Source organism: Pseudomonas sp. C27(2019), from assembly GCF_008807395.1.
In the GTDB taxonomy this organism is placed as follows: Bacteria; Pseudomonadota; Gammaproteobacteria; order Pseudomonadales; family Pseudomonadaceae; genus Denitrificimonas.
Genome location: NZ_CP043320.1, coordinates 2,216,796 through 2,240,737, shown reverse-complemented (window position 1 = coordinate 2,240,737; position 23,942 = coordinate 2,216,796). Strand labels below are relative to the sequence as shown.

General features: G+C 48.6%; 19 protein-coding genes, 1 tRNA gene and 1 pseudogene. 19 read left to right on the top strand and 2 right to left on the bottom strand.

Annotated elements, in window-relative coordinates:
• Positions 1 to 38 precede the first annotated feature (38 nt).
• The 10 genes from rimP to FXF61_RS10185 all read left to right on the top strand — a co-directional run bounded on the left by rimP (position 39) and on the right by FXF61_RS10185 (position 11,842).
• A complete protein-coding gene (gene rimP / locus FXF61_RS10230; protein WP_151185174.1) occupies positions 39 to 497 on the top strand; it encodes a ribosome maturation factor RimP in 459 nt (152 codons plus the stop codon).
• Positions 498 to 545: 48 nt separating this feature from the next.
• On the top strand, positions 546 to 2,027 hold the full coding sequence (nusA, locus tag FXF61_RS10225; protein ID WP_151185173.1) for a transcription termination factor NusA: 1,482 nt from the start codon (positions 546 to 548) through the stop codon (positions 2,025 to 2,027).
• Between the two features lie 28 nt (positions 2,028 to 2,055).
• Entirely contained in the window at positions 2,056 to 4,560 is a 2,505-nt protein-coding gene (infB, locus tag FXF61_RS10220) for a translation initiation factor IF-2 (RefSeq protein WP_151185172.1), read from the top strand.
• Between the two features lie 123 nt (positions 4,561 to 4,683).
• Entirely contained in the window at positions 4,684 to 5,070 is a 387-nt protein-coding gene (gene rbfA, locus FXF61_RS10215; RefSeq protein ID WP_151185171.1) for a 30S ribosome-binding factor RbfA, read from the top strand.
• A gap of 7 nt (positions 5,071 to 5,077) precedes the next feature.
• The gene (truB, locus tag FXF61_RS10210; RefSeq protein ID WP_151186073.1) at positions 5,078 to 5,995 is read left to right on the top strand and encodes a tRNA pseudouridine(55) synthase TruB; all 918 of its coding nucleotides are present in this window, start codon (positions 5,078 to 5,080) and stop codon (positions 5,993 to 5,995) included.
• A gap of 124 nt (positions 5,996 to 6,119) precedes the next feature.
• Positions 6,120 to 6,389, top strand: coding sequence for a 30S ribosomal protein S15 (gene rpsO, locus FXF61_RS10205; RefSeq protein ID WP_151185170.1), 270 nt, complete (start codon positions 6,120 to 6,122; stop codon positions 6,387 to 6,389).
• A gap of 160 nt (positions 6,390 to 6,549) precedes the next feature.
• Positions 6,550 to 8,670: a polyribonucleotide nucleotidyltransferase gene (gene pnp / locus FXF61_RS10200; protein ID WP_151185169.1), complete on the top strand. Its 2,121-nt coding sequence runs from the start codon at positions 6,550 to 6,552 to the stop codon at positions 8,668 to 8,670.
• Between the two features lie 277 nt (positions 8,671 to 8,947).
• Entirely contained in the window at positions 8,948 to 10,438 is a 1,491-nt protein-coding gene (gene putP / locus FXF61_RS10195) for a sodium/proline symporter PutP (protein ID WP_151185168.1), read from the top strand.
• A gap of 82 nt (positions 10,439 to 10,520) precedes the next feature.
• Entirely contained in the window at positions 10,521 to 11,282 is a 762-nt protein-coding gene (locus tag FXF61_RS10190) for a sulfite exporter TauE/SafE family protein (protein WP_218571796.1), read from the top strand.
• A gap of 167 nt (positions 11,283 to 11,449) precedes the next feature.
• Entirely contained in the window at positions 11,450 to 11,842 is a 393-nt protein-coding gene (locus FXF61_RS10185) for a hypothetical protein (RefSeq protein ID WP_151185164.1), read from the top strand.
• 90 nt (positions 11,843 to 11,932) lie between these two features.
• On the opposite strand, the gene FXF61_RS10180 is transcribed toward FXF61_RS10185, so the two are convergent.
• Positions 11,933 to 13,834: a methyl-accepting chemotaxis protein gene (locus FXF61_RS10180; RefSeq protein ID WP_178087299.1), complete on the bottom strand. Its 1,902-nt coding sequence runs from the start codon at positions 13,832 to 13,834 to the stop codon at positions 11,933 to 11,935.
• Between the two features lie 666 nt (positions 13,835 to 14,500).
• Here FXF61_RS10180 and FXF61_RS15315 point away from each other — a divergent pair.
• Positions 14,501 to 15,283 (top strand): annotated as a pseudogene (locus FXF61_RS15315) (PAS domain-containing protein); the annotation flags it as partial.
• The gene (locus FXF61_RS15310; protein ID WP_371921511.1) at positions 15,278 to 16,156 is read left to right on the top strand and encodes a methyl-accepting chemotaxis protein; all 879 of its coding nucleotides are present in this window, start codon (positions 15,278 to 15,280) and stop codon (positions 16,154 to 16,156) included. The pseudogene FXF61_RS15315 and the gene FXF61_RS15310, both read left to right, overlap by 6 nt.
• 303 nt (positions 16,157 to 16,459) lie before the next feature.
• Here FXF61_RS15310 and FXF61_RS10170 read toward each other — a convergent pair.
• A tRNA-Leu gene (locus FXF61_RS10170) sits at positions 16,460 to 16,546 on the bottom strand.
• Positions 16,547 to 16,744: 198 nt separating this feature from the next.
• On the opposite strand from FXF61_RS10170, the gene rnr reads away from it, so the two are divergent.
• From rnr to dnaB, 7 genes are all read left to right on the top strand, one after another.
• Complete coding sequence (gene rnr / locus FXF61_RS10165) at positions 16,745 to 19,213, top strand: ribonuclease R (RefSeq protein ID WP_151185160.1); 2,469 nt, start codon at positions 16,745 to 16,747, stop codon at positions 19,211 to 19,213.
• On the top strand, positions 19,206 to 19,952 hold the full coding sequence (gene rlmB, locus FXF61_RS10160; protein WP_151185158.1) for a 23S rRNA (guanosine(2251)-2'-O)-methyltransferase RlmB: 747 nt from the start codon (positions 19,206 to 19,208) through the stop codon (positions 19,950 to 19,952). The genes rnr and rlmB overlap by 8 nt, the downstream gene beginning before the upstream one ends.
• A gap of 178 nt (positions 19,953 to 20,130) precedes the next feature.
• Complete coding sequence (rpsF, locus tag FXF61_RS10155) at positions 20,131 to 20,550, top strand: 30S ribosomal protein S6 (protein ID WP_151185156.1); 420 nt, start codon at positions 20,131 to 20,133, stop codon at positions 20,548 to 20,550.
• Between the two features lie 28 nt (positions 20,551 to 20,578).
• The gene (gene rpsR, locus FXF61_RS10150; protein ID WP_151185155.1) at positions 20,579 to 20,809 is read left to right on the top strand and encodes a 30S ribosomal protein S18; all 231 of its coding nucleotides are present in this window, start codon (positions 20,579 to 20,581) and stop codon (positions 20,807 to 20,809) included.
• A 36-nt stretch (positions 20,810 to 20,845) separates the two neighbouring features.
• On the top strand, positions 20,846 to 21,739 hold the full coding sequence (locus FXF61_RS10145) for a hypothetical protein (protein WP_151185153.1): 894 nt from the start codon (positions 20,846 to 20,848) through the stop codon (positions 21,737 to 21,739).
• A gap of 21 nt (positions 21,740 to 21,760) precedes the next feature.
• On the top strand, positions 21,761 to 22,207 hold the full coding sequence (gene rplI, locus FXF61_RS10140; protein WP_151185151.1) for a 50S ribosomal protein L9: 447 nt from the start codon (positions 21,761 to 21,763) through the stop codon (positions 22,205 to 22,207).
• Between the two features lie 123 nt (positions 22,208 to 22,330).
• A complete protein-coding gene (dnaB, locus tag FXF61_RS10135) occupies positions 22,331 to 23,725 on the top strand; it encodes a replicative DNA helicase (protein WP_151185150.1) in 1,395 nt (464 codons plus the stop codon).
• Positions 23,726 to 23,942: the final 217 nt, after the last annotated feature.

Sequence of the window (23,942 nt, the reverse complement as noted above, 5' to 3'; positions counted from 1 at the left end):
GCCCATTTTTCATTTCTACAGCATGCATTGGAGGTCGGATGACGAGCAAGCTGGAACAGTTGCAGGACATATTGACGCCAGTGGTTGAAGCGCTGGGCTATCAGTGTTGGGGTATTGAGTATATCTCTCAAGGCCGCCACTCAGTGCTGCGCGTATATATTGATCATGAGAATGGGATACTGGTTGAGAATTGTGCGACAGTCAGTCGCCAGCTGAGTGCTGTGTTGGATGTTGAAGATCCGATCAGCTCTGAGTACACGCTGGAGGTTTCTTCCCCAGGCCTTGAACGCCCACTCTTTACCCTTGAGCAGTTTGCTGCTTTTGTGGGCGATCAGGTGAAGATAAAGCTGCGCTCTCCAGTAGAAGGTCGTCGCAGTTTTCAAGGGCTGATTCGATCAGTAGAAGATCAAGATGTTGTGGTGCAGATGGGTGAGTTTGAGTATTTGCTGCCAATTGATCTGATTGAAAAAGCGAACATACTTCCGAACTTTGAATAAAAATACGGACTCCGCAAATCTTAGAATTTGTGAAAGGCGAGGCATGCGATGAGCAAAGAAATTTTACTGGTTGTTGAATCAGTCTCTAATGAAAAAAGTGTTCCGCCAGCGTTGATTTTCGAAGCGCTGGAGCTGGCATTGGCTACTGCTACCAAGAAAAACTACGAAGATGAGGTTGACTTGCGCGTAGTGATTGATCGGCAGACGGGTAATTATGAAACCTTCCGTCGTTGGACAGTGGTTGATGAAGCTGATTTTGACGACCCTGCACATCAGTTGACCATTGATATGGCTGAAAAGCGTATCGAAAATCCAAGCATTGGCGATGTGATTGAAGAGAAAATTGAATCCATTGTGTTTGGACGTATTGCGGCGCAAACAGCTAAGCAAGTGATCGTGCAAAAGGTGCGTGAAGCTGAGCGTGCGCAGATTGTTGAGGCCTATCGTAGCAAGCTGGGCGAGATTATTTTTGGCACGGTAAAAAAAGTAACCCGTGACAATATTATTGTTGATTTAGGCAATAACGCAGAAGCAATTCTAGCGCGTGAAGATATTATCCCGCGCGAAACTTTCCGTGTCGGCGCGCGCGTGCGTGCGCTGCTGCAAGATATTCGCTCCGAAAACCGTGGTCCGCAACTGATCCTGTCGCGTACAGCCCCAGAAATGATTATGGAATTATTCAATATTGAAGTTCCAGAGATTTCCGAAGGTTTGATTGAGATTATGGCTGCGGCACGCGACCCAGGCTCGCGCGCTAAAATTGCTGTTCGTTCTAAAGATAAGCGCATTGATCCGCAAGGCGCTTGTATTGGTATGCGCGGTTCGCGTGTGCAAGCCGTATCTGGCGAACTCGGTGGTGAGCGTGTTGATATCGTGCTGTGGGATGACAATCCAGCACAGTTCGTGATCAGTGCAATGTCGCCTGCTGAAGTGGTAGCCATCATTGTTGATGAAGATACCCACACCATGGATATCGCTGTTGCTGAAGAAAATCTAGCGCAGGCGATTGGTCGTGGCGGTCAAAACGTGCGCTTGGCTTCCCAGCTCACAGGCTGGACTTTGAATGTAATGAGCCAAGAAGAAATTCAGGCGCGCCAAGAAGAAGAGACAGGCGATGTCCTGCAGCTCTTTGTTAAAGACCTTGAGGTCGATGAAGATCTAGCACAGATTCTCGTCGATGAAGGTTTCACCAGTTTAGATGAAGTCGCTTATGTTCCTATGGAAGATATGCTCAACATCGAAGGTTTCGACGAAGAAATTGTTACTGAGCTGCGTACGCGGGCTAAAAACTGTTTGTTAACTCGCGCAATCGCAACGGAAGAAAGGCTGGCTGATGTCCAACCAGCACAAGACTTGCTCGACTTAACGGGTATGAGCAAAGAGCTGGCTGTAGAGCTGGCCGTTCGTGGTGTGCTCAGCCGCGAAGACCTAGCAGAGCAGTCAGTTGATGACTTGCTTGATATCGACGGCATGAATGAAGATCGTGCCGGTAAGCTGATCATGGCCGCCCGCGCCCACTGGTTTGAATAAGCACATTGCGGCTTGAGGAGAGAAGTTCATGACACAAGTCACGGTGAAAGAACTGGCAGAAGTAGTGAAGACGCCAGTAGAAAGCCTATTACAACAAATGAAAGAAGCCGGTCTTGCGCATACTCGCGCAGACCAGAAAGTGAGTGATACTGAAAAACAAACGCTCTTAACCTTTTTAGAAAAAGGCAGTGGAAGTAAAGCTGACGATTCTAAAAAAATTACTTTGCAACGCAAAACCACAACAACGTTGCGTGCTCCTGGTAGTAAAACGATCAGTGTTGAAGTGCGCAAAAAGAAAACCTTTGTTAAGCGTAGCGCCGCAGAAATTGAAGCTGAAAAGCAAAAAGACCTCGCTAAGTTGCAGGCTGAGCAAGCAAGCAAACAAGCCGAGCAGGAAAAAGTTAAACCTGCACCTGTTGCAGAGCCTGTTGCTGAGGAACCAGTGGTTGCTGCGGAACCTGTTGTTAAGAAACCTGAGGTCGCTGTAGAAGCGCCTGTGGCTGTAGAAAAAAGCCTGCCGCCAGTAGATATTACCTTGCCCGACGTTGAGGCAGTTGCGCCGCCGGTCGACCGTAAAAAAGATGACGCAGCACGTCGTCCAGCCAAGCGTGTGGATGAAGATGAGCGTCGTGAGCGTAAAGCAGCGCCGCGTCCAGCAGCTAAAGGTAAGTCGTCACGCGTGACTGATGATGAGCAAACGCGTCGTGGTGGCCGTAATCGCGGTAAAAGTAAAAAGCGCGCCAATCAGCATGGTTTTACCAGCCCTGCGGGCCCGATTGTGCGTGATGTGCAGATCGGTGAAACCATCACTGTGGCGGAACTCGCCGCACAGATGTCGGTTAAAGGTGTTGAAGTCGTTAAGTTTATGTTTAAGCTCGGCTCGCCAGTGACGATTAATCAGGTGCTTGATCAGGATACAGCAGTATTGATTGCTGAAGAGATGGGGCATCGCGTTACACGTGTCAGCGATAACGTAATTGAAGAGCAGTTTGCAGAGTCATTGAAAATCGATGATGGCCAAACATTCCACCGCGCACCTGTGGTGACGGTTATGGGTCACGTTGACCACGGTAAAACTTCACTGCTTGACTATATCCGTCGTGCCAAAGTGGCGACCGGTGAAGCCGGTGGTATTACCCAGCATATCGGTGCTTATCATGTTAAAACCGAAGGTGGCATGATCACTTTCCTTGATACGCCGGGCCACGCCGCGTTTACTGCGATGCGTGCACGCGGTGCACAAGCAACTGACATTGTTATTCTGGTCGTAGCTGCCGATGATGGCGTGATGCCGCAAACAGTTGAAGGTATTCAGCATGCTAAAGCCGCTGGTGTTCCCTTGATTGTTGCTGTTAACAAAATCGATAAACCAGAAGCTGATGTTGATCGTATCAAAAACGATTTGGCTGCATATGATGTCATCCCAGAAGAGTGGGGCGGTGATACGCAGTTTGTTCACGTCTCCGCAAAAGTGGGTACGGGAATTGATACGCTGCTTGAGTCTGTGCTGCTGCAGGCTGAAGTTTTAGAACTCAGTGCTACGCCCTCTGCTTCAGGGCGCGGTGTGGTTATTGAGTCGCGCCTAGATAAGGGGCGTGGACCGGTTGCGTCTGTATTGGTGCAAAATGGTACTCTGCGTCAAGGCGATATGGTTTTAGTGGGTGTTAACTTTGGCCGCGTGCGCGCCATGATGGATGAGAACGGTCAGCCGATTAAAGAAGCAGGCCCGTCGATTCCTGTTGAGATTTTAGGTCTTGATGGCACGCCAGAAGCCGGTGATGAAGTCACCGTCGTGGTTGATGAGCGTAAAGCACGTGAAATTGCTCTATTCCGTCAAGGCAAGTTCCGCGAAGTTAAACTGGCACGTGCACATGCCGGTAAGCTCGAAAATCTTTTCGAGAGTATGGGGCAGGAAGAGAAAAAAGTACTCAATATTGTTATCAAAGCAGATGTGCGCGGTTCGCTTGAAGCACTGCGTGGTTCATTGTCTGAACTGGGTAACGAAGAAGTTGAAGTCTGTATTGTGGCGGGTGGTGTCGGCGGTATCACTGAAAGTGATGCAAACTTGGCCCTTGCTTCTAATGCGGTGATCTTTGGCTTTAACGTGCGTGCTGATGCAGGTGCACGTAAAATCGTTGAGCAAGAAAGCCTCGATATGCGGTATTACAACATCATTTACGACATTATCGAAGACGTTAAAAAAGCGCTTTCTGGTATGTTGGGCAGTGATGTGCGTGAGAAAATTCTGGGTATTGCCGAAGTGCGTGAAGTCTTCCGCTCACCTAAGCTGGGTGCAATTGCCGGTTGTATGGTTACTGAGGGACAGGTACACCGTAACCGACCCATTCGTGTCTTACGTGATGACGTGGTTATTTTTGAAGGCGAGCTAGAGTCTTTGCGTCGCTTTAAAGATGATGTCAATGAAGTTCGCGCTGGTATGGAGTGTGGTATTGGCGTGAAGAGTTACAATGACGTGAAGCCTGGTGACAAGATCGAAGTGTTCGAAAAAGTCGAAGTCGCACGTACGCTGTAATTCATAGTTGTATAGGCAACGGCAAGCGCAATGGGTGGAGTGTAATCCACCTTATTGAGCTTGCCGTTTGCTGCTTATATGGATGAGAACAAAAGCTGCTAATGGCAGCGCAAGGTGAATGTTATGGCAAAACAATACAGCCGTACCCAACGCATTGGTGATCAAATTCAGCGTGAGCTGGCGATTCTGATCCCGCAAGAAGTAAAAGATCCGCGTTTAGGTTTAATTACCATAACCGGTGTTGATGTCAGTCGTGATATTGGCCACGCTAAAGTGTACGTCACGGTGATGGGTGAGAACTCAGCTGAGGTGATTAAAGAAAACCTAGCAGTGCTTAAAGATACAGCCGGCTACTTAAGAATGTTATTGGGCAAAGCAATGAAACTGCGCAGCGTGCCGTCTTTGCACTTTCATTATGATGAAAGCATCAGCCGTGGCGCGCATTTGTCAGCGTTGATTGAGAAAGCAGTATCTGAAGATCAGCGTAAAGCTGAGCCAAGCGGAGAGTAACAACGTGGTGCAGCAGGTAAAACGTAAGCGCCGCAGTGTCAGCGGCATTATTATTTTTGACAAGCCTTATGGCTTTAGCTCTAATGGCGCTTTGCAAAAAGTGCGTTGGTTACTCAATGCTGATAAGGGCGGCCACACTGGCAGTCTTGATCCTTTAGCAACCGGCGTGTTGCCATTATGCTTTGGTGAGGCGACGAAGTTTTCCCGCTATTTGCTCGATGCTGACAAAGTCTATGAGACAACCATGCAGCTGGGCGTTACTACTAACACTGCAGACGCTGAAGGTGAGGTGCTGGAAACACGCGAAGTTAATGTTAGCGCAGCTGATATTGAGGCTGTGCTGCCGCAATTTCGTGGTGAGATTGAGCAAGTACCTCCGATGTTTTCTGCACTAAAAAAAGATGGTCAGCCGCTGTACAAGCTTGCTCGTGCAGGTATTACGGTTGATCGTCCCGCGCGTAAAGTGACCATTAACCGCTTAGAGTTGTTGTCGTGCGAGGGTGATCAAGCACGTATTTTAGTGTCTTGCACTAAAGGCACTTACATTCGCAGCCTTGTTGAAGATATTGGCGCAGCACTGGGCTGTGGTGCACACGTTGCCCAGCTGCGCCGCACCCAGGCCGGCCCTTTTGATTTAACGCATGCGGTGACACTAGAAGAGTTGGAACGTTTGCATGAAGAAGGTGGGGCTGAGGCGCTGGATGCATGCATGATTGCTGTGGATAGCGGTTTGCAAGACTGGCCAATTGTTTATCTGACTGAAAACAGCAGTTATTTCTGGTTAAACGGTCAACCGGTACGCGCGCAAAAAGCCCCGCTGCAAGGTTTAGTGCGCGTATACAACCATAACGATGAATTTATCGGTGTGGGTGAGATAGATGATGACGCAATGGTTGCACCTAGACGCCTAATTCGGTCACAATGACCCTGTTATTCTCAGCGCGTTTATTACGAGGCTAGAAAACACTAAAGGTAGGCTGTTGGCAGGCACGGTCATACCACTTCTTTTGCACGGGATTATCCCGGCCTGTCCACATGAGGAGCCCAACATGGCACTTAGCAATGACGAAAAAATTCAGATCATCAACGACTACAAGCAAGCTGAAGGTGATACAGGTTCTCCAGAAGTACAGGTTGCACTTCTGACCTTTAACATCAACAAGCTGCAAGGTCACTTCAAAGCGAACAAAAAAGATCACCACTCACGTCGCGGCTTAATCCGTATGGTTAACCAACGTCGTAAGTTGCTTGATTACCTTAAAGGTAAAGATCTTGGCCGTTATACGACTTTGATTGGTCGTCTGGGCCTGCGTCGTTAAGACGTACGTCACCTCGTGAAGCTGGGAGTCTTGGGTGCTGTGCGTAGAGTCATCTGCGCAGTACTTTGGGCTTCCAGCTTTTCGCTTTTCAGGAGCATGCCGGGCCGATACCCAAGCTCTTGCAAGTTTCCCCAAGGTCACATTAGAGAAGGAAGATACCGTGAATCCGGTTATTAAAACGTTTCAATTTGGTGAATCCACCATTACTTTAGAAACAGGTCGCATTGCTCGCCAAGCCTGTGGTGCTGTTTTAGTCAGCGTTAACAATGATGTCACTATATTGTGTACAGTGGTTGGTGCAAAAAAAGCAGACCCAAGCAAAGACTTTTTCCCATTGTCTGTGCATTATCAAGAAAAAACCTATGCTGCAGGTAAAATCCCAGGCGGTTTCTTTAAGCGTGAAGCGCGCCCATCAGAGAAAGAAACCCTGACCTCACGCTTGATCGACCGTCCGATTCGTCCGCTGTTTCCAGAAGGTTTCAGTAACGAAGTGCAGGTTATTTGTACGGTTGTGTCGACCAGCAAAAAGACAGATCCAGACATTGCTGCAATGATTGGTACCTCAGCGGCTTTGGCGATTTCAGGTATTCCATTTAATGGCCCAATTGGTGCCGCCCGTGTTGGCTTTCACCCAGAAGCAGGGTACTTGCTTAACCCAAGCTACGAGCAGCAAGCCGCTTCAAGCCTTGATATGGTGGTTGCTGGTACTAAAGACGCAGTATTGATGGTTGAGTCGGAAGCACAAGAGCTGACTGAAGATCAAATGCTAGGCGCTGTACTGTTTGCACATGAAGAGTTTCAGGTTGTGGTCAATGCCATTACTGAGCTGGCTGCAGAAGTAGGCAAGCCACGCTGGGAATGGCAGCCAAAAGCAGAAAACACTGAGCTGTTAGCGGCTGTGCGCGACCAGTTTGGAGCTGCTATTTCAGAAGCCTATGGCATTATTATTAAGCAAGACCGTTATGCGCGTCTCGGCGAAGTGCGTGAGCAGGCCGTTGCGGCGTTAGCCAGCGAAGTTGAAGGCGAAGGCCCAACTGCTGCAGAAGTTAAAGATGCTTTTGGCGAAATCGAATACCGTACCGTGCGCGAGAATATCGTTAATGGTAAGCCACGTATTGATGGCCGTGATGCCCAAACTGTAAGACCGCTGGCCATTGAAGTAGGTGTACTGGATAAAGTACATGGTTCATCTTTGTTTACTCGCGGTGAAACTCAAGCTTTGGTTGCGACCACGCTCGGTACGGCGCGTGATGCGCAGTTCCTTGACACCCTTGAAGGCGAAAAACGTGATCCGTTTATGCTGCACTACAACTTCCCTCCTTATTCGGTTGGAGAGTGTGGTCGCATGGGTGCAACCGGTCGTCGTGAAATCGGTCATGGCCGTTTAGCGCGCCGCAGTATTGCTGCGATGTTGCCAAACCCTGATGATTTCCCGTACACCATTCGTGTGGTTTCTGAGATTACTGAATCGAACGGTTCAAGCTCAATGGCTTCTGTCTGTGGTGCTTCGTTAGCACTGATGGACGCTGGTGTACCGATGAAAGCACCAGTGGCTGGTATTGCCATGGGTATGGTCAAAGAAGGCGATAAATTCGCAGTTCTAACCGATATTCTTGGTGATGAAGACCACCTCGGTGATATGGACTTTAAAGTAGCAGGTACCGATAAAGGTGTGACTGCACTGCAAATGGACATCAAAATTGAAGGTGTCACTGAAGAGATCATGGAAATTGCGCTGAACCAAGCGCACGTTGCCCGTATCACTATCCTAGAGCAAATGAATCAAGTGTTAGCGACTTCGCGCACTGAGTTGTCAGCCAATGCGCCGACGATGATTGCGATGAAGATTGATGCAGACAAGATTCGTGATGTGATCGGTAAAGGTGGTGCAACCATTCGCGCCATCTGCGAAGAAACAGATGCATCGATTGATATCGAAGACGATGGCTCGATCAAAATCTTTGGTACCACCAAAGAGGCTGCAGAAGCAGCACGTGAGCGTGTTCTGAGCATCACTGCTGAAGCTGAGATCGGCAAAATCTACAACGGTAAAGTTGAGCGTATTGTTGATTTTGGTGCGTTCGTTAATATCCTGCCAGGTAAAGATGGCTTGGTGCATATCTCAATGCTCAGCGATGAGCGTGTTGAGAAAGTCACTGATATCTTGACTGAAGGCGAGATGGTTGACGTGCTGGTACTGGATGTTGATAACCGCGGCCGCATTAAGCTGTCGATTAAAGACGTTGCAAAAGCAAAAGCAGAGCAAGCTGAACAAGCGTAAGTATGCTGTGTTAAAAAAAGCCGCCTTGTGCGGCTTTTTTTATAACCAAAATTTAGTGTAGGCAGCTATCTGCTTGTATAGCCATGCTGTTGGATCGCTGCAAAACATGGGTGTTGCTTGAGGCCTGCTAGGCAAAGACTTAAATACTCGCGATGGCTTGCCTATTCGCAGTCTTAACGCGTTAAACTGCGCGATTATTTTAAAGCTAAGCAGTTCGATGGCTTTATGACTTAAATGCTGGTGCTGATGCGCATGGCAACAATAGAGGATGTGTTTTATGGGTGTCTCTACACCAACGCTGGTGACATTTGCAGTGTATATCGCACTGATGCTGGGCATCGGTTTATGGGCTTGGCGTTCAACCAAGAACTTCTCTGATTACATCTTAGGTGGGCGCAGCCTCGGCAGCTTTGTCACCGCGATGTCAGCCGGTGCTTCCGATATGAGCGGTTGGCTGTTGATGGGCTTGCCGGGCGCAATATTTGTTGCAGGTTTATCTGAGAGCTGGATTGCCATTGGCTTAGTGACTGGGGCCTGGATTAATTGGTTGTTTGTTGCCGGTCGCCTGCGCGTGCATACCGAGTTTAATAATAATGCGCTGACCCTGCCGGATTACTTTACCCATCGCTTTGAAGATAACAGCCGAATCTTACGGATCATCTCGGCAGCGATTATTCTGGTGTTCTTTACTCTGTACTGTGCGTCTGGGGTGGTCGCGGCAGCGCGCTTATTTGAAAGCACTTTTGGCTTGTCGTATGGCGTGGCGTTGTGGGTGGGTGCTGCGGCAACCGTTCTGTATGTGTTTATTGGTGGTTTCTTGGCTGTTAGCTGGACTGACACAGTACAAGCGACCTTGATGATTTTCGCGCTATTGATTACCCCGGTTTTTGTTATTCTGGCCTTGGGCGATATGGGCGAAGCGCTGGCGACCATTGAGCGGGTAAAGCCTGCTGCATTTAATATGTTCCATGGCTTGTCTTTTATGGCGATTGTCTCGCTGTTGGGCTGGGGCTTGGGTTATTTTGGACAGCCGCATATTCTAGTGCGTTTTATGGCGGCTAAATCCTCTGCGGCAATGCCCAATGCGCGGCGCATCAGTATTGCTTGGATGATACTTACCCTTGGCGGTGCAGTGGCGGTGGGTTTCTTTGGTATTGCTTATTTTGCGCAGCACCCAGAGCTGGCTGCAGCGGTGGATGGCAACAGTGAGCGGGTGTTTATGGAGCTGGCTAAGCTGCTGTTTAATCCGTGGGTGGCTGGGGTGATTTTAGCGGGTGTGTTGGCCGCGGTGATGAGTACTTTAAGCTGTCAGCTGTTGGTTAGCTCCAGTGCCATTACTGAAGATTTTTATAAAGGCTTCTTGCGCAAAGATGCTTCACAAAAAGAACTGGTGTGGGTCGGCCGCTTGATGGTGTTGTTGATTGCTTTGCTGGCCATTTACTTAGCTTCAGACCAGAACAGCAAAGTCTTGGATCTAGTTTCCTATGCGTGGGCCGGTTTTGGCGCAGCCTTTGGTCCGGTGGTGCTGCTGTCGGTGACTTGGCGTGGAATGACGCGCAATGGTGCTTTAGCTGGGATGCTAGTGGGTGCTTTGACAGTCGTGCTGTGGAAGCAATACAGTGGCATTGATCTGTATGAAATTATCCCAGGCTTTGCTTTTGCTGCTGTGGCTATTTTTCTGGTCAGTGTGCTGGGTAAAGGCCCAAGCGCGGGGATGTCTACACGTTTCTCCCAGGCTGATCAGGCCTTTCGTAGCCAGAGTCATTAAGTGTGATGTGCAGGTTTTGGCGTAGCATAGTGGTCCTCCAGCATCGCTTGTGTGCGCTTTGGCAGCATTGATGGAACTGATTATGCAGTGGCTTGTACCGGCTGAAGTGCCGGTATGGGCTGCTATTGTGTTGATTGTGACTGCTTGCCTGACATCAGCAATAACAGCAGCTTTGGGCATTGGTGGTGGCGTTTTATTGCTGGCTGTGCTGAGCATGCTGCTGCCCGCAGCGGCTGTTATTCCCTTGCATGGTTTGGTGCAGCTGGGATCAAATGCCAATCGTGCTGCATTTACTGTCAAGCATATTCGCTGGCGGGTATTGTATTGGTTTGCTCCTGGCGTTGTATTAGGTGCGTTGTTAGCCAGTGTGCTGCTGATTGAGTTGCCGCCTTCATTGTTGCAGCTGAGCATTGCCGGATTTATTTTATTGCTGTGCTGGGGGCCGGCGATTCCTAAGATTGTCACAGGGCCAGTAGGAACGTTTTTTGCTGCGATCGCAACGACTTTTCTTAGTCATTTTGTCGGTGCAACTGGACCTTTAGTAGCATCTTTTATCAAGCAGCAACAGCAGGGGCAGCGCCAAGCTACCGTGGCCACTTTTGCTGCAGTGATGACGCTGCAGCATGCGCCAAAAGTGCTGGTCTACAGTGCTGCAGGTTTTGTCTTTCAGGAATGGCTGGGGCTTGCTTTGGCGATGATAGTGGCTGGTGTTTTGGGCACTAAGCTGGGCCTAAATGTACTGCAAAAAACCTCTGATCAGCGCTTTGCACAGGTGTTTAATGTTTTGCTAACGTTGCTGGCATTGCGTTTGATTTGGCAAGCACTCAGCAGCGGCAGCGGCTAAGGAATAACCCAGTAATATAATAAGAAATGGGCTGATTGCGATGTGATTGCCGAGCGTGCTCGCTATACTGCGCAACAATGCACTAACCAGCGCTTGTAGCCCTGCGTCAGCGAGCCAAAAGTCGCTTGTTGTGCTGCAAGCACATACTTCATTATCAAAGGACACACATGTTAGTTATTTCAGTAGAGGCGTTTGCTTGGAGCGCGGCAACACTTATTTATAGTGTTGCAATGGGCTGGTTGCTGTTGGCGTTGTTTGCAAAAAAGCCTGATATGCGTATTAGTAGGCCTTTGCTGACAATGACAAAAATTGCAGGAGTGTCTAGCGTAGTGTTTTTACTGGCCTCAGTGCCGAGCTACGTCGCGCGGGTGGTCAATCCCGACATTCTGCCTTTTATCATGCCGTATACGGCAGTATTGTTTGCCGTGAGCTTTATTGTCTTTATTCAAAAGCTAGAATCAAAACGCAGTGGCTGGCATCAAGCGGCTGTTTCATTGTGGTTAGCGGCATTGATCAGTGCCGCTTTAATTGTGGCACAGCTAGTGTTGCGTAGTGTGTAGCAGCCGGTTGCGCTCTACCCCAGCACCTATCATGCGCGCAAACAGTGACAGGTGCAGCGAGTTGGAGCGGGGTAAGACATGCCTTAGCAGTCAAATCCTAAATTCTTCAACTAGATTTTGCATTTGACCGGCAAGTTTAGAGAGTTCTTCACTGGCAGTAGCAATTTGCTGAGTGCTGGACGTTGTTTGTTCGGTGACTTGGCTGATATTAACGATATTGTGGTTAATTTCTTCGGTTACCGCACGTTGCTCTTCTGCAGCGGTGGCGATTTGAGCGTTCATCGCAGACACTGTTACCAGGTTATCTGTAACGTTGTTTTGTAGTTGCACGGAATCCTCTACAATTTTAACGCTGTCAATAGCATGCTCACTGGCATGCTTCATGGCATCGACAGATTGGGTGACGCCTTTTTGTAGGCTGCCAATAAGGTTTTGTATTTCCAGCGTTGACTCATGTGTGTTGCTGGCTAAAGAGCGAACTTCTGAAGCGACCACGGCAAAGCCTCGGCCTGCATCACCGGCGCGCGCTGCCTCAATGGCAGCATTAAGCGCCAGTAGGTTGGTTTGCTCAGCAATGCCGCGAATGACATCTAATACTTTACCAATTTTCTGGCTATCTTCTGCTAAACCGTGAACGACTTGCGCGGCGCTTTGGATTTCTTGCTCTAAGCTACTGATGTTGCTTAAAGCGTTATTAATACCCAAGGTGCTGGCCTGACTTTGCTGTTCTGCATCTTCTGCTGCTAAGGCTGCTTGGGCAGTATTTTGTGCTACTTCTTGAACGGTAGCAGCCATTTCATTTATGGCAACGACTGTTTGTTCAGTTTCATTACGGTTTTGCAGCATGCCGTGGCTGGTTTGTGCGGTAGTTGCTGTCAGCTCTTCAGCGGTAGAGGCCACCTGTAAGGCGGATTGGTGCATATGTTTAATAGTGGTTTGAAATTTCTCCAGCATCTGATTGAAGATTTGGCTGGTGCGGCCAATTTCATCAGTGGAGTTTACTGGTGTGCGGATGCTTAGATCATTTTTCAGCTCGATAGCTTCAATGCTGCGTTGCAAGGTGTGTATTTGTTTTACTAATTGGCGTGACTGCCAGTAGGAAAATAGTCCGGCGCTGAGAAAGATAGCGATGCACATGGTTAGCGTGAAAAAGAACTGTTGCTGTGCTTGTTGCAATAATTTTGCGGTGCTGCTGCCGAGTTCTTCGCTTAAATAGCTAGCTGCTTCATGCAGTAAATCGATTTTTTTAGTTGACATGGTGTACCAGTCAGCCGCTTCGGTAGTGAACGCGCCGCTTGCTGCATTTTGAATGGCTGACTCGCGTACTTGCTCAACCAGTGCTACAACAGGGTCGCTGAGTTTCTGCTCAATAAAACGCCTTTGCTGAGCGTCGGCTCGACTAATGAACTGCTTGGTGTTCAGTGATTGTTGTGCCATTAAACCCAGTAAGGTGCGCAAACTATTAAATGAAAGGGTATCACTGCTAAAAGCTGCGTTAAGAATAGCGCGCTCAATACCTGCGTTTTCTGTAGCCTGTATGGCATAGGTGTAGGCTGAAGCTATGTTAGAAATTTCAGCACTTGCACCAATTTGGCTAATAAGTTGAGTTGCGCTAATCAGTTTGTCATTGAGTTGGCTGTAAAAATCAATAGCTTGCTGAGTGCTGAGCTGTACTGATAAAACGGCACGACGTGTTTCAGGCAGCCGTGCGATCTCATCAAGCATGGCCTGCCATACTTCAGTAAAAGATTGGTCGAGTTCTTTGGCGTTGTTCTCGCTTAGGTAGCTGTTTAACGCGTTGAGATGTTGATCTGTTAAGGCTTTTTGCTGCTGCAGTTCTTCGCCAAACCGCTGGCCGCCAGAGGCTACAAAGCTTGCACTGCGTGCACGTTCACGCTGCAACTGTTGGAGAGCACCAGTGGTGTAGCTGGAAAGCTCGCTGAGCCGCTCTAAACTGCTTGCAGCCTGCCACGTGTGTATTTGCTGATTCATGATAAATCCAGCCAAAAATATTAAACCCAGCAAGGGCAGTGCTAGGTTAAGAGTCAGCTTGTGGCTTAATTTAAGATTTCTGAGCAGCATGCAGATGTACCTATAAACCTGTTTTAATGTATGGGTATTATTCGGGCTTGATTCGACTTCACAAGAGGTAGTTTACCCATTGCGTAGCGCCATCGGTGAAACTTGATTGCGGTCATGCTTGGCGCTGCTTGTTAGCGGCTTATGCAGGGCAACGCTTGTGTTGTGCTATGGGATTTAAGTCAACGCTGCTAAATGTTTTTATCTTCTCTTAGCAGAGCCAACTTTAAAATTTATTATGTCTGCTATCATCGTGTGGGCTATTAATGCTGGGCGCAGGCTTTTTACTAATCGTAAGCTGGTGTTTTCTCTACAGTACTTCAATTGGCTCGCTGCCTACTCCTATAGCTCTGCTGCCCGGTCTGGGAAAATATAGAAGTGGCCTGAGTCGCTCAAATATTTATAATTTTCCAGTAATACGGACTCATGATTTAAAAATCTGAACCGATATATAAACGAAAGGAAATTGGCAAAAGCATGATTTTTTCATAAGACGCCAGCACTGGGTTTTCCGTTAAGACGATGCTTATTATAATGCTGCAATAGCGCATTTAAGCGCTAAAGACGGGGGTGCTTTAAGTGAAAAATAATCAACCGGTGACGCAAAAAGAATATGTAGTGCGTCCTGAAAGTGCAATCATTTCGCATACTGACTCGTCAGGTAATATCACCTATGCGAATGATGATTTTGTTGAGTATGCAGGCTTTACTCGCTCTGAGCTTATTGGCAAGCCGCATAACATTATTCGCCACCCAGATATGCCGCAAGAGGCTTTTCGTGATTTTTGGGCGACGCTTAAAAGTGGACGTGCGTGGCAAGGCATAATAAAAAACCGTCGTGCAAATGGAGATCATTATTGGGTTAAAGCAACAGCAACGCCTTTGCAAAACGGCGGCTATATGAGTGTGCGCTTAAAAGCCACTGGCAGAGAGATCAGAGAAGCAGAAGAGCTCTATGCGCGAATGCGTGCAGGCAGCAGTGACCGGTTCCGTGGTGGCTACCATTTGCCTGGTTTTTTTGCGCGGCTTGTGCATTTCTATCATGGTATTCGTTTAGCCCCAACGGCTTTACTTCCAATGATTTTTCTCATACTGGCGACTGCGGTAACGATAGCAATAACTCATATGCAGACAAATGACCCTGCCATTCATCGCGCAATCTTTCCAATGATTTTGACGATTGCTGGTATCGGCGTTGTTTCTTTCTTTTGGCTTTACTTTGCAATGCGAGAGCAGACGCGCCGCCTTAATTTATTAAAAAGTGTCGCGATGGAAATTGGTTCGGGTAACTTGGTTGGGCCTTCTCCTATGGGCGAGGCAGACGAAATTGGCGGAGTTTTTAATGCTGTTCAAGTGATGCGAAATCACTTGCTACAGATTGCATTTGGAATGGGCCAGTCAACAAAGCTACTTAACCAAAATGCTGCGGAGATGCTTGCAGCAAGTAAAGCAACCTCTGAAGGGGCTGCTACTCAATCGAGCTCTTCTGCCAGTATGGCTGCTGCACTAGAAGAACTCAGTGCTTCAATTGAGCAAATTGGTGAAAGTGCGACATCGGCCTTTGCCGCATCAAGTCAGGCGGGTGAAGTGTCGCAAACTGGTGCGCAAGCTGTGTATGCAAGCACTCAAGAGATTAGCACTATTGCTGTTACAGTGAATAACTCATCAGCAAAGTTGCAAGATCTAGAGCAGTTGTCGGGCAATATTGGAAAAATTGTTTCTACAATCCACAATATTGCTGATCAAACAAACTTGCTGGCTTTGAATGCTGCTATAGAAGCCGCGCGGGCAGGTGAGCATGGTCGTGGTTTTGCTGTGGTTGCATCCGAAGTACGTGATTTAGCTGAACGAACAGCGCGCTCGACCCTAGAGATATCTGAGATGGTTTCTCAAATTCAAAAACGCACTGAAGAAGCGGTTGTTGAGATGCACGCGAGTGTTGAACAGGTTAATCAAGGTGTTACTAAAGCTGAGCAGGCAGGCAATTCAGTTGCGCAAATTGAGGATGAAACCCGTAAGGTTGTTCAGGCAACGCAAGAAATTCAGTTAATACTTAAAGAGCAGGCATTAGCTGCACGGGAAGTTGCTGAAACTGTTGAGAATATTTCTAGTTTGGCTGATAGCAATGCGGCGCAAGCGTTTCAGACGCTAGAGGCAAGTCAGAATATTCAAAATACAACGCAAGTTCTAGATAATCTCTGCAAGCAATTTAAAATGTATCCAGAGCAAAAGTAATAGACAGATAGGCACTCTTTTGTTGGCGAACGCAGGCTTAGGGGTGTCGATTACCAATGCGTTTGGACTGCTGCTGATTGCTAGGTTTACAGCTTGATTAATTACGGTGCTTTTTTATACGCAGGGGTGGGTGATCTAAGACGTTTTTGTGCTGCACAGCTCAGCAATCAAGCAATGGTGGTACAAGTACTTAATATATTGCGTGCTGGTAAAAATTTTCTTGGTTTTGCGACGTGATTATCTTGATGTTGTGCTTTTTTGTTTGCTGTAACCCTCAGGGGGTAAGGGTTACAGTATAATAATTGGTGCCCAGGAGAAGACTCGAACTTCCACGCCCTTGCGAGCACTAGCACCTGAAGCTAGCGTGTCTACCAATTTCACCACCTGGGCATACTGAAAGCCATGCATCTGCATAGTTTCCATGGTACAACGTCCATTACATAACGTTGTGGCCGCGAACTATACGGCCGATAAAAGATCTTGTAAACCCCTGCGCGCTAAAAAATCTGTTAAATTAGACGCGCTGTACGGTGATATGAACAACTATTCATTTCACCATTTTTTTAAAAAAAGTAAGGTGAATTTAATTTGACAGCCGATTGGCAAACCCTCGACCCTGAGGCCGCTCGTGAAGCGGAGAAATACGATAACCCCATTCCTAGTCGAGAGTTGATTTTACATCACTTGGCTGAGCGCGGTGCACCTGCGTCGCGTGAGCAACTAGCGGCAGAGTTTGGTTTAACCACGGAAGAAGATCTGGAAGCATTACGCCGCCGCCTGCGCGCAATGGAGCGCGATGCGCAAGTGGTATACACCCGTCGTGGTGCTTATGCTCCGGTAGATAAGCTCGATTTAGTGGTGGGTCGCGTCAGCGGTCACCGTGATGGTTTTGGCTTTTTAATCCCAGATGCCGGTGGCGATGACTTATTTTTAAGCCCCACGCAGATGCGTTTAGTATTTGATGGTGACCGTGCTTTGGCGCGCGTAGTGGGCTTTGATCGACGCGGCCGCCGTGAAGGTGCGATTGCTGAAGTAGTGGTGCGCGCGCATGAGTCTATTGTGGGCCGCTACAACGAAGAAAATGGCATTGGCTTTGTCCTGCCCGATAACAAAAAAATGCAACAAGAAGTCTTAGTCAGCCCAGGGCGTGCCGGCGGTGCGCAGGTTGGCCAGTTGGTCGAAGTAGCCATTACCCATTGGCCTACTCCTCGTTTTCAGGCGCAAGGCAATATTGTTGAAGTGCTCGGTGACTATATGGCGCCCGGCATGGAGATTGAAGTTGCGCTGCGCAACTACGATATCCCGCATGTGTGGCCCACTGAAGTGCTGAAAGAAGCAAAACGTTTCAAGCCAGAGGTGGAAGAAAAAGACAAAGAAAAGCGCGTTGATTTACGCCACTTACCTTTCGTCACCATTGATGGTGCTGATGCCCGTGACTTTGATGATGCGGTGTATTGCGAGCCACGCAGTGGCAGCACGCCAGATGCAGGAGCCAGTGGTTGGCGCTTATTTGTTGCCATAGCTGATGTGTCGCATTACGTTAAAGTTGGTTCTGCACTTGATGCTGAAGCAATGATTCGCGGTAACTCAGTGTATTTTCCTGAGCGCGTCATCCCAATGCTGCCAGAGGAGTTGTCCAATGGTTTGTGCTCACTCAATCCGCATGTCGACCGTTTGGCAATGGTCTGTGAAATTGCCCTAGCTAAATCGGGAAAAATGATTGGCTATCAGTTTTATGAGGCGGTGATTCAATCGCATGCGCGCTTAACCTATGACACTGTTAGCGCCATGCTGGAGCATCCGCGCAGCGCGGAAGGCAAAAAGTTTCTGGCTGAATTTGCTGATGTCGCACCGCATGTTAAAGAGCTGTACGCGGTATATAAGGCCTTACAAAAGCAGCGTCATGCCCGTGGCGCAATTGATTTTGAAACCCGTGAAACGCATATCGTGTTTGGTGAAGACCGCAAGATTGCTGAAATCTTACCGACTGTGCGTAACGATGCGCATAAGCTGATTGAAGAATGTATGCTCTGCGCTAACGTGGCCATGGCCAGTTTCTTGGAAGACCATGAGATGCCCGGTTTATACCGTGTGCATGATGGCCCGCCGGCAGAAAAACTGGAAAAACTCCGTGGTTTTTTGACCAGTTTAGGTTTAACCCTCAATCGCGGTAAAGGCGATCCAACCCCTAAAGACTATTTAGCGCTATTGGAAACGGTGCGTGAGCGTCCAGACTTTCAGTTGATTCAAACTGTGATGCTGCGTTCATTGAGCCAAGCAGTGTACAGCCCGGATAATAACGGCCACTTTGGTCTGAATTATGAAGGCTACACGCACTTTACCTCACCGATTCGCCGTTATGCTGATTTGCTTAATCATCGTGCGGTACGCAGCGTTGTGCGTTCGCGCAAAGAAACTGAGCATGTTCAGCGTGTCGGTGCCGCCAGCATGCCTAAAGCGCGCATTTACCCGTATGATTTGCCGCGTTTAGAGCAAATCGGTGTTGAGGTCTCATTGACTGAGCGTCGTGCTGATGAGGCCACCCGTGATGTGGTGACTTGGCTCAAATGTGAGTTTATGTTGGACCGCGTTGGCGATACCTTTGAAGGTGTGATTACCTCCGTCACTGGCTTTGGTCTGTTTGTTGAGTTAACCGATATCTACGTTGAAGGCTTAGTGCACGTGACCGCCTTGCCGGGTGATTATTACCATTTTGATGCAGTACATCATCGCCTGAGTGGTGAGCGCAGCGGTCGCAGTTTCCGCTTGGGCGATACCGTGGAAGTGATTGTGGCGCGGGTTGATTTGGATGAGCGCAAAATTGACTTTGAAATGAGTCAAGAGGGTGTCAGTACCGATAAACACCCTGTGTCTGCGCCGGGCAAGGGCAAAGCAGGTCCGGCTCCTAAGCCTAAAGGCACTAAAAAAGCGGCAGCAGGCAAAGTTAAAGATTCTGCCGATACGAAGAAAGACAGTGCAGCTAAAGGTAAGCCCAAAGCCAAGAGCCGCAAACGTAAAGTGGTGAGCAAGTCAAGGAAATCAGGCCATTATGAGTGATCTAGAAAATGTCTACGGCGTGCATGCGGTTGAGGCGTTACTGCGTTATCACCCCAAGCGCGTCAAGCAACTGATTCTGGCTGATGGCCGCAGTGATCCGCGTGTACAGGTGTTGCGTGATCTTGCTGATGAAGCGCGTGTACAAAGCACTACCATCAGTCGTCGCGAGATGGATGAGCTGGTTGATGGTGTGCACCAAGGAGTCTTAGCTAAAGTCAGTCCCAGTCAAATCTGGGGCGAGCAGATGCTCGATGAGTTACTGGATCGCCTAGAAGTGCCGCCTTTGTTACTGGTGCTTGATGGTGTGACAGATCCACATAACCTTGGCGCCTGTTTGCGTACCGCTGATGCGGCGGGTGTGCATGCAGTGATCATTCCCAAAGATAAGTCGGCCACGTTAAATGCCACGGTGCGTAAAGTAGCCTGCGGTGCAGCAGAGGTTGTACCGTTGGTCGCTGTTACCAATCTGGCGCGCGCATTACAGAAGCTGCAACAAAAAGGCCTATGGGTCGTTGGTGCCGATGGTGATGCTGAGCAAAGTCTATATCAGCAAGATATGACTGGGCCGCTGATTGTGGTAATGGGTGCAGAAGGCACTGGCATGCGCCGCCTCACTCGCGAGCTTTGCGATTACTTAGTGCACTTGCCGATGCAGGGCAGTGTCAGCAGCTTAAATGTCTCTGTAGCCACTGGAGTGTGCTTGTTTGAAGCGCAACGCCAGCGCTTAACGGCAAAATAAACAGAGCTTTTAAGGTTTAAATAGACCTTTCCTAACTCTGACCTTGCGTAGCGAGGCGTGCTTCTTTAGAATGCGCCTCTTGCATTGCGCGTATTACCCATGTAATAGGCAATACAAATTTCATTCACTCCTTGTCTGACCGCATGCTGCGGCAGGCTACAACCCGTAAGGAGCATCTATGCGTCATTACGAAATAGTGTTCTTGGTCCACCCGGATCAAAGCGAACAAGTCGGCGGTATGGTTGAGCGTTATGCCAAACTGATCGAAGAAGATGGTGGTAAAATTCATCGTCAAGAAGACTGGGGCCGTCGCCAATTAGCTTACGCTATTAACGACATCCATAAAGCTCACTACATTTTGCTCAACGTTGAGTGCAGCGGCAAAGCTTTAGCAGAACTGGAAGACAGTTTCCGCTACAACGATGCAGTATTGCGTAACTTGATCATTCGTCGTGACGAAGCGGTTACTGAACAGTCTGAGATGTTAAAGGCTGAAGAAAACCGTAGCGAGCGTCGTGAGCGTCGTGAACGTCCTGAAACTGCCGAAGACACCGAAGAAGATGGTGACGACGACAGCGACAGCGAAGTTGATGAGTAATCCTAGATCTAACTGAGGAGCCACAGTCATGGCACGTTTTTTCCGCCGCCGTAAGTTTTGCCGTTTTACAGCTGAAGATGTCATTGAGATCGATTACAAAGATTTAAATACATTGAAAGCTTATGTATCAGAAACGGGCAAGATTGTACCAAGCCGTATTACTGGCACTAAAGCTAAGTATCAGCGCCAATTGTCCACTGCAATCAAACGCGCACGCTTTTTAGCATTGCTGCCATACACCGACAGTCACAACAATTGATTGATTGCTGTGCCGTTTAGATGGATAGATTAGAGCATGCGTATACTCGCTGAGTTTATTATGCGTGGGCGTGTGCAAGCCATCACTGTGGTGGCTTTAGCATCTGCTGTGCCGATGATGTTTTGGCTCAGCGCTGCTGCTGTTAGTTTAGTGTTGTTACGACGCGGCCTGAATGACGCATTAAGTGTCATTGTTTGGGCTTTGTTACCCGCTTTGATGTGGGCCTATTTTGCTGATCCACGACCGCTTTTGGGCTTAGTGGGTGCTATAGCATTGGCGTATACATTGCGTGCAACAGGGTCTTGGTCAAGAGTCTTACTTGTAAGCCTATTGATCGGCGTGTTTTGTACTTGGGTATTGGGTGTTGTTTTTGCCCAACCCTTAACGGATTTAGCTGCAGAGCTGAATGCGTTGATGCCTAAAGTGCTTTCTGAGCTTTACGAGCAGTTAACCACTGAACAGCGTTTGCAATTACAAAGCTTGATTGTTCCGGTGTTAACCGGCTTGATGGCCGCAGTGTTGCAAATACTATGTGTACTGAGTGTGCTTATTGCGCGTTACTGGCAAGCAGTTTTATATAACCCAGGTGGGTTTGCGCTAGAGTTTCAAGGCTTGCGCCTACCGGTTGGTGTCGTGTTCCCCCTAGTGTTTGGTATGTTGTTTGCGCCAAGCCTCGGGATACAAGCTGCAGTTTTAACGCCCGTGTGCAGTGTGCCACTGATGATCGCAGGCCTGGCTGTTGTACATGGATTGGTCGCTCGCTACCGTAGCGGTAACTTTTGGCTGATTGGTTTGTATATCGGTATTGTGCTGTTTACACAGGTGGTTTATCCGTTTTTAGTGGTACTGACTATCGTCGATAGTGTTTTTGATTTTCGCGGTTTACGGACTCAAGATAATGATTCCGACTCTGCGAACGGTGAACGTTGAAATTCAAGAGGTGAGACTCAAATGGAAGTCATCCTGCTAGAGAAAGTCGCAAATCTAGGCGACTTGGGCGACAAAGTAACTGTTAAGTCCGGCTACGGACGTAACTTTTTATTACCACAACGCAAAGCAACAGCTGCAACTGCAGCAAACATTGCAGCGTTTGAAGCACGTCGTGCAGAACTTGAAAAAGTTGCTGCCGAGAAGCGTGCAGAAGCAGAAGCACGTGCTGCTCAATTGTCTGAGTTGGAAGTGACTATCACTGCTAACACAGGTGAAGAAGGCAAGTTGTTCGGTTCTATCGGTACCCACGATATTGCTGATGCACTGACTGCTTCAGGCGTTGAAGTGAACAGAAGTGAAGTGCGCTTGCCGCACGGCACCATTCGTCAAACTGGCGAATACGATGTTACTGTGCATTTGCACACTGACATCGAAGCTACAGTCAAATTGATTGTAGTTGCAGGCTAATCGCCCTATCGGTTAACGCTTGTTAACTGATGGTACAAAAGGCACGTTATCTGTATAGATGCGTGCCTTTTGTTGTTTAATAGCTTGCTCGATATTTAGCTTTGCTTACAGCGGGTGTATTGCATGAACGAAATAAACGTTCCCCAACAATATGATTTAGAAACAGCAGCCCTAAAGCTGCCGCCGCACTCGGTGGAAGCTGAGCAATCTGTGCTGGGCGGCTTGATGCTGGATAATAATGCCTGGGAGCGGGTGCTGGATCAGGTTTCGGATGGCGATTTCTATCGGCAAGATCATCGTTTGATTTTTCGCGCTATTGCACGCTTAGCAGAACGTAACGAACCCTTTGATGTGGTCACCCTGTCTGAGCAGCTGGAGCAAGAAGGGCAGCTGAGTCAAATTGGCGGTCTAGCCTATCTTGGTGATTTAGCCAGAAACATTCCTTCGGTCGCGAATATTAAAGCTTATGCGCAAATTATTCGTGAGCGCGCCACCTTACGCCAGCTGATCAGCATCAGTAATGATATTGCTGACAGCGCCTATGCGCCCAAGGGCAGAAGTGGCAGTGAGATTCTTGACGAAGCTGAGCGCAAAATCTTCCAGATTGCTGAGGCGCGTCCAAAAACCGGCGGTCCAGTCGGCCTCAATGATTTATTGGCCAGTGTAATTGACACCATTGACACCTTGTTCAACAGTGATGCAGCGATCACCGGTCTTTCCACTGGCTTCACTGATTTGGATGAAAAAACCAGTGGTTTGCAGCCTGCAGATTTAATCATCGTGGCTGGGCGCCCGTCGATGGGTAAAACCACCTTCGCCATGAACCTTGTCGAGAACGCGCTGATGCGCTCCGATAAAGCGATTTTAGTCTATTCCTTAGAGATGCCGGCTGAGTCCCTGGTAATGCGTATGCTGTCTTCGCTCGGGCGTATTGACCAAACTAAAGTGCGTGCCGGACGCTTAGATGATGACGATTGGCCGCGCTTGACCTCGGCGGTGAACTTGCTTGAAGGGCGCAAGTTGTTTATTGATGACTCGGCTGGGATCAGTCCTTCAGATATGCGTGCACGCACCCGACGCTTGGCGCGTGAGCACGGTGAAATTGGCTTGATCATGGTCGATTACCTGCAGTTGATGCAGCTTGGCGGCAGCGGCAGTGATAACCGTACCAATGAGATCTCTGAGATTTCGCGCTCGTTAAAAGCGCTGGCGAAAGAGTTTAACTGCCCCGTAGTGGCCTTGTCGCAGCTCAACCGCTCGCTTGAGCAGCGCCCGAATAAGCGCCCGATTAACTCAGACTTGCGTGAGTCTGGAGCCATCGAGCAAGATGCTGACGTGATTATGTTTGTCTATCGTGATGAGGTGTATCACCCGGAAACTGAGTACAAGGGTGTTGCCGAAGTGATCATTGGTAAGCAGCGTAACGGGCCGATTGGTACTGTGCGCTTAGCCTTCCAGGGCAAGTACACGCGCTTTGATAATCTGGCGCCTGGCAGCTACCAGTTTGATGATGATTGATCGTCAGTAACCGCTCTGTGCAAAACACCTCAATACGCCCAAAATGTAGGGCGGGCACTTGTGCCCGCGTGAACACCGCGCAGGGGGTTTTGCCAATATGTTTATCTGCAAATTTTGGCTGATACCTCGGTCATTGAACGCCAATTGTTGCTTTTAGCGGCATATTTGTGCAGGAATGATCAATGGTTAGGCTCTGGACTCGCATGGGTTGAAAGTC

What these genes read in the sequence shown, in the direction of transcription:
- FXF61_RS10145 (WP_151185153.1), top strand. Translation starts at nt 20,846, where the DNA reads ATGCGTATACTCGCTGAGTTTATTATGCGTGGGCGTGTGCAAGCCATC.
- FXF61_RS15310 (WP_371921511.1), top strand. Translation starts at nt 15,278, where the DNA reads ATGCGAAATCACTTGCTACAGATTGCATTTGGAATGGGCCAGTCAACA.
- rpsF (WP_151185156.1), top strand. Translation starts at nt 20,131, where the DNA reads ATGCGTCATTACGAAATAGTGTTCTTGGTCCACCCGGATCAAAGCGAA.
- putP (WP_151185168.1), top strand. Translation starts at nt 8,948, where the DNA reads ATGGGTGTCTCTACACCAACGCTGGTGACATTTGCAGTGTATATCGCA.
- rlmB (WP_151185158.1), top strand. Translation starts at nt 19,206, where the DNA reads ATGAGTGATCTAGAAAATGTCTACGGCGTGCATGCGGTTGAGGCGTTA.
- nusA (WP_151185173.1), top strand. Translation starts at nt 546, where the DNA reads ATGAGCAAAGAAATTTTACTGGTTGTTGAATCAGTCTCTAATGAAAAA.
- infB (WP_151185172.1), top strand. Translation starts at nt 2,056, where the DNA reads ATGACACAAGTCACGGTGAAAGAACTGGCAGAAGTAGTGAAGACGCCA.
- rplI (WP_151185151.1), top strand. Translation starts at nt 21,761, where the DNA reads ATGGAAGTCATCCTGCTAGAGAAAGTCGCAAATCTAGGCGACTTGGGC.
- dnaB (WP_151185150.1), top strand. Translation starts at nt 22,331, where the DNA reads ATGAACGAAATAAACGTTCCCCAACAATATGATTTAGAAACAGCAGCC.
- rbfA (WP_151185171.1), top strand. Translation starts at nt 4,684, where the DNA reads ATGGCAAAACAATACAGCCGTACCCAACGCATTGGTGATCAAATTCAG.
- FXF61_RS10185 (WP_151185164.1), top strand. Translation starts at nt 11,450, where the DNA reads ATGTTAGTTATTTCAGTAGAGGCGTTTGCTTGGAGCGCGGCAACACTT.
- rpsR (WP_151185155.1), top strand. Translation starts at nt 20,579, where the DNA reads ATGGCACGTTTTTTCCGCCGCCGTAAGTTTTGCCGTTTTACAGCTGAA.
- rpsO (WP_151185170.1), top strand. Translation starts at nt 6,120, where the DNA reads ATGGCACTTAGCAATGACGAAAAAATTCAGATCATCAACGACTACAAG.
- FXF61_RS10190 (WP_218571796.1), top strand. Translation starts at nt 10,521, where the DNA reads ATGCAGTGGCTTGTACCGGCTGAAGTGCCGGTATGGGCTGCTATTGTG.
- rimP (WP_151185174.1), top strand. Translation starts at nt 39, where the DNA reads ATGACGAGCAAGCTGGAACAGTTGCAGGACATATTGACGCCAGTGGTT.
- FXF61_RS10180 (WP_178087299.1), bottom strand. Translation starts at nt 13,834, where the DNA reads ATGAATCAGCAAATACACACGTGGCAGGCTGCAAGCAGTTTAGAGCGG.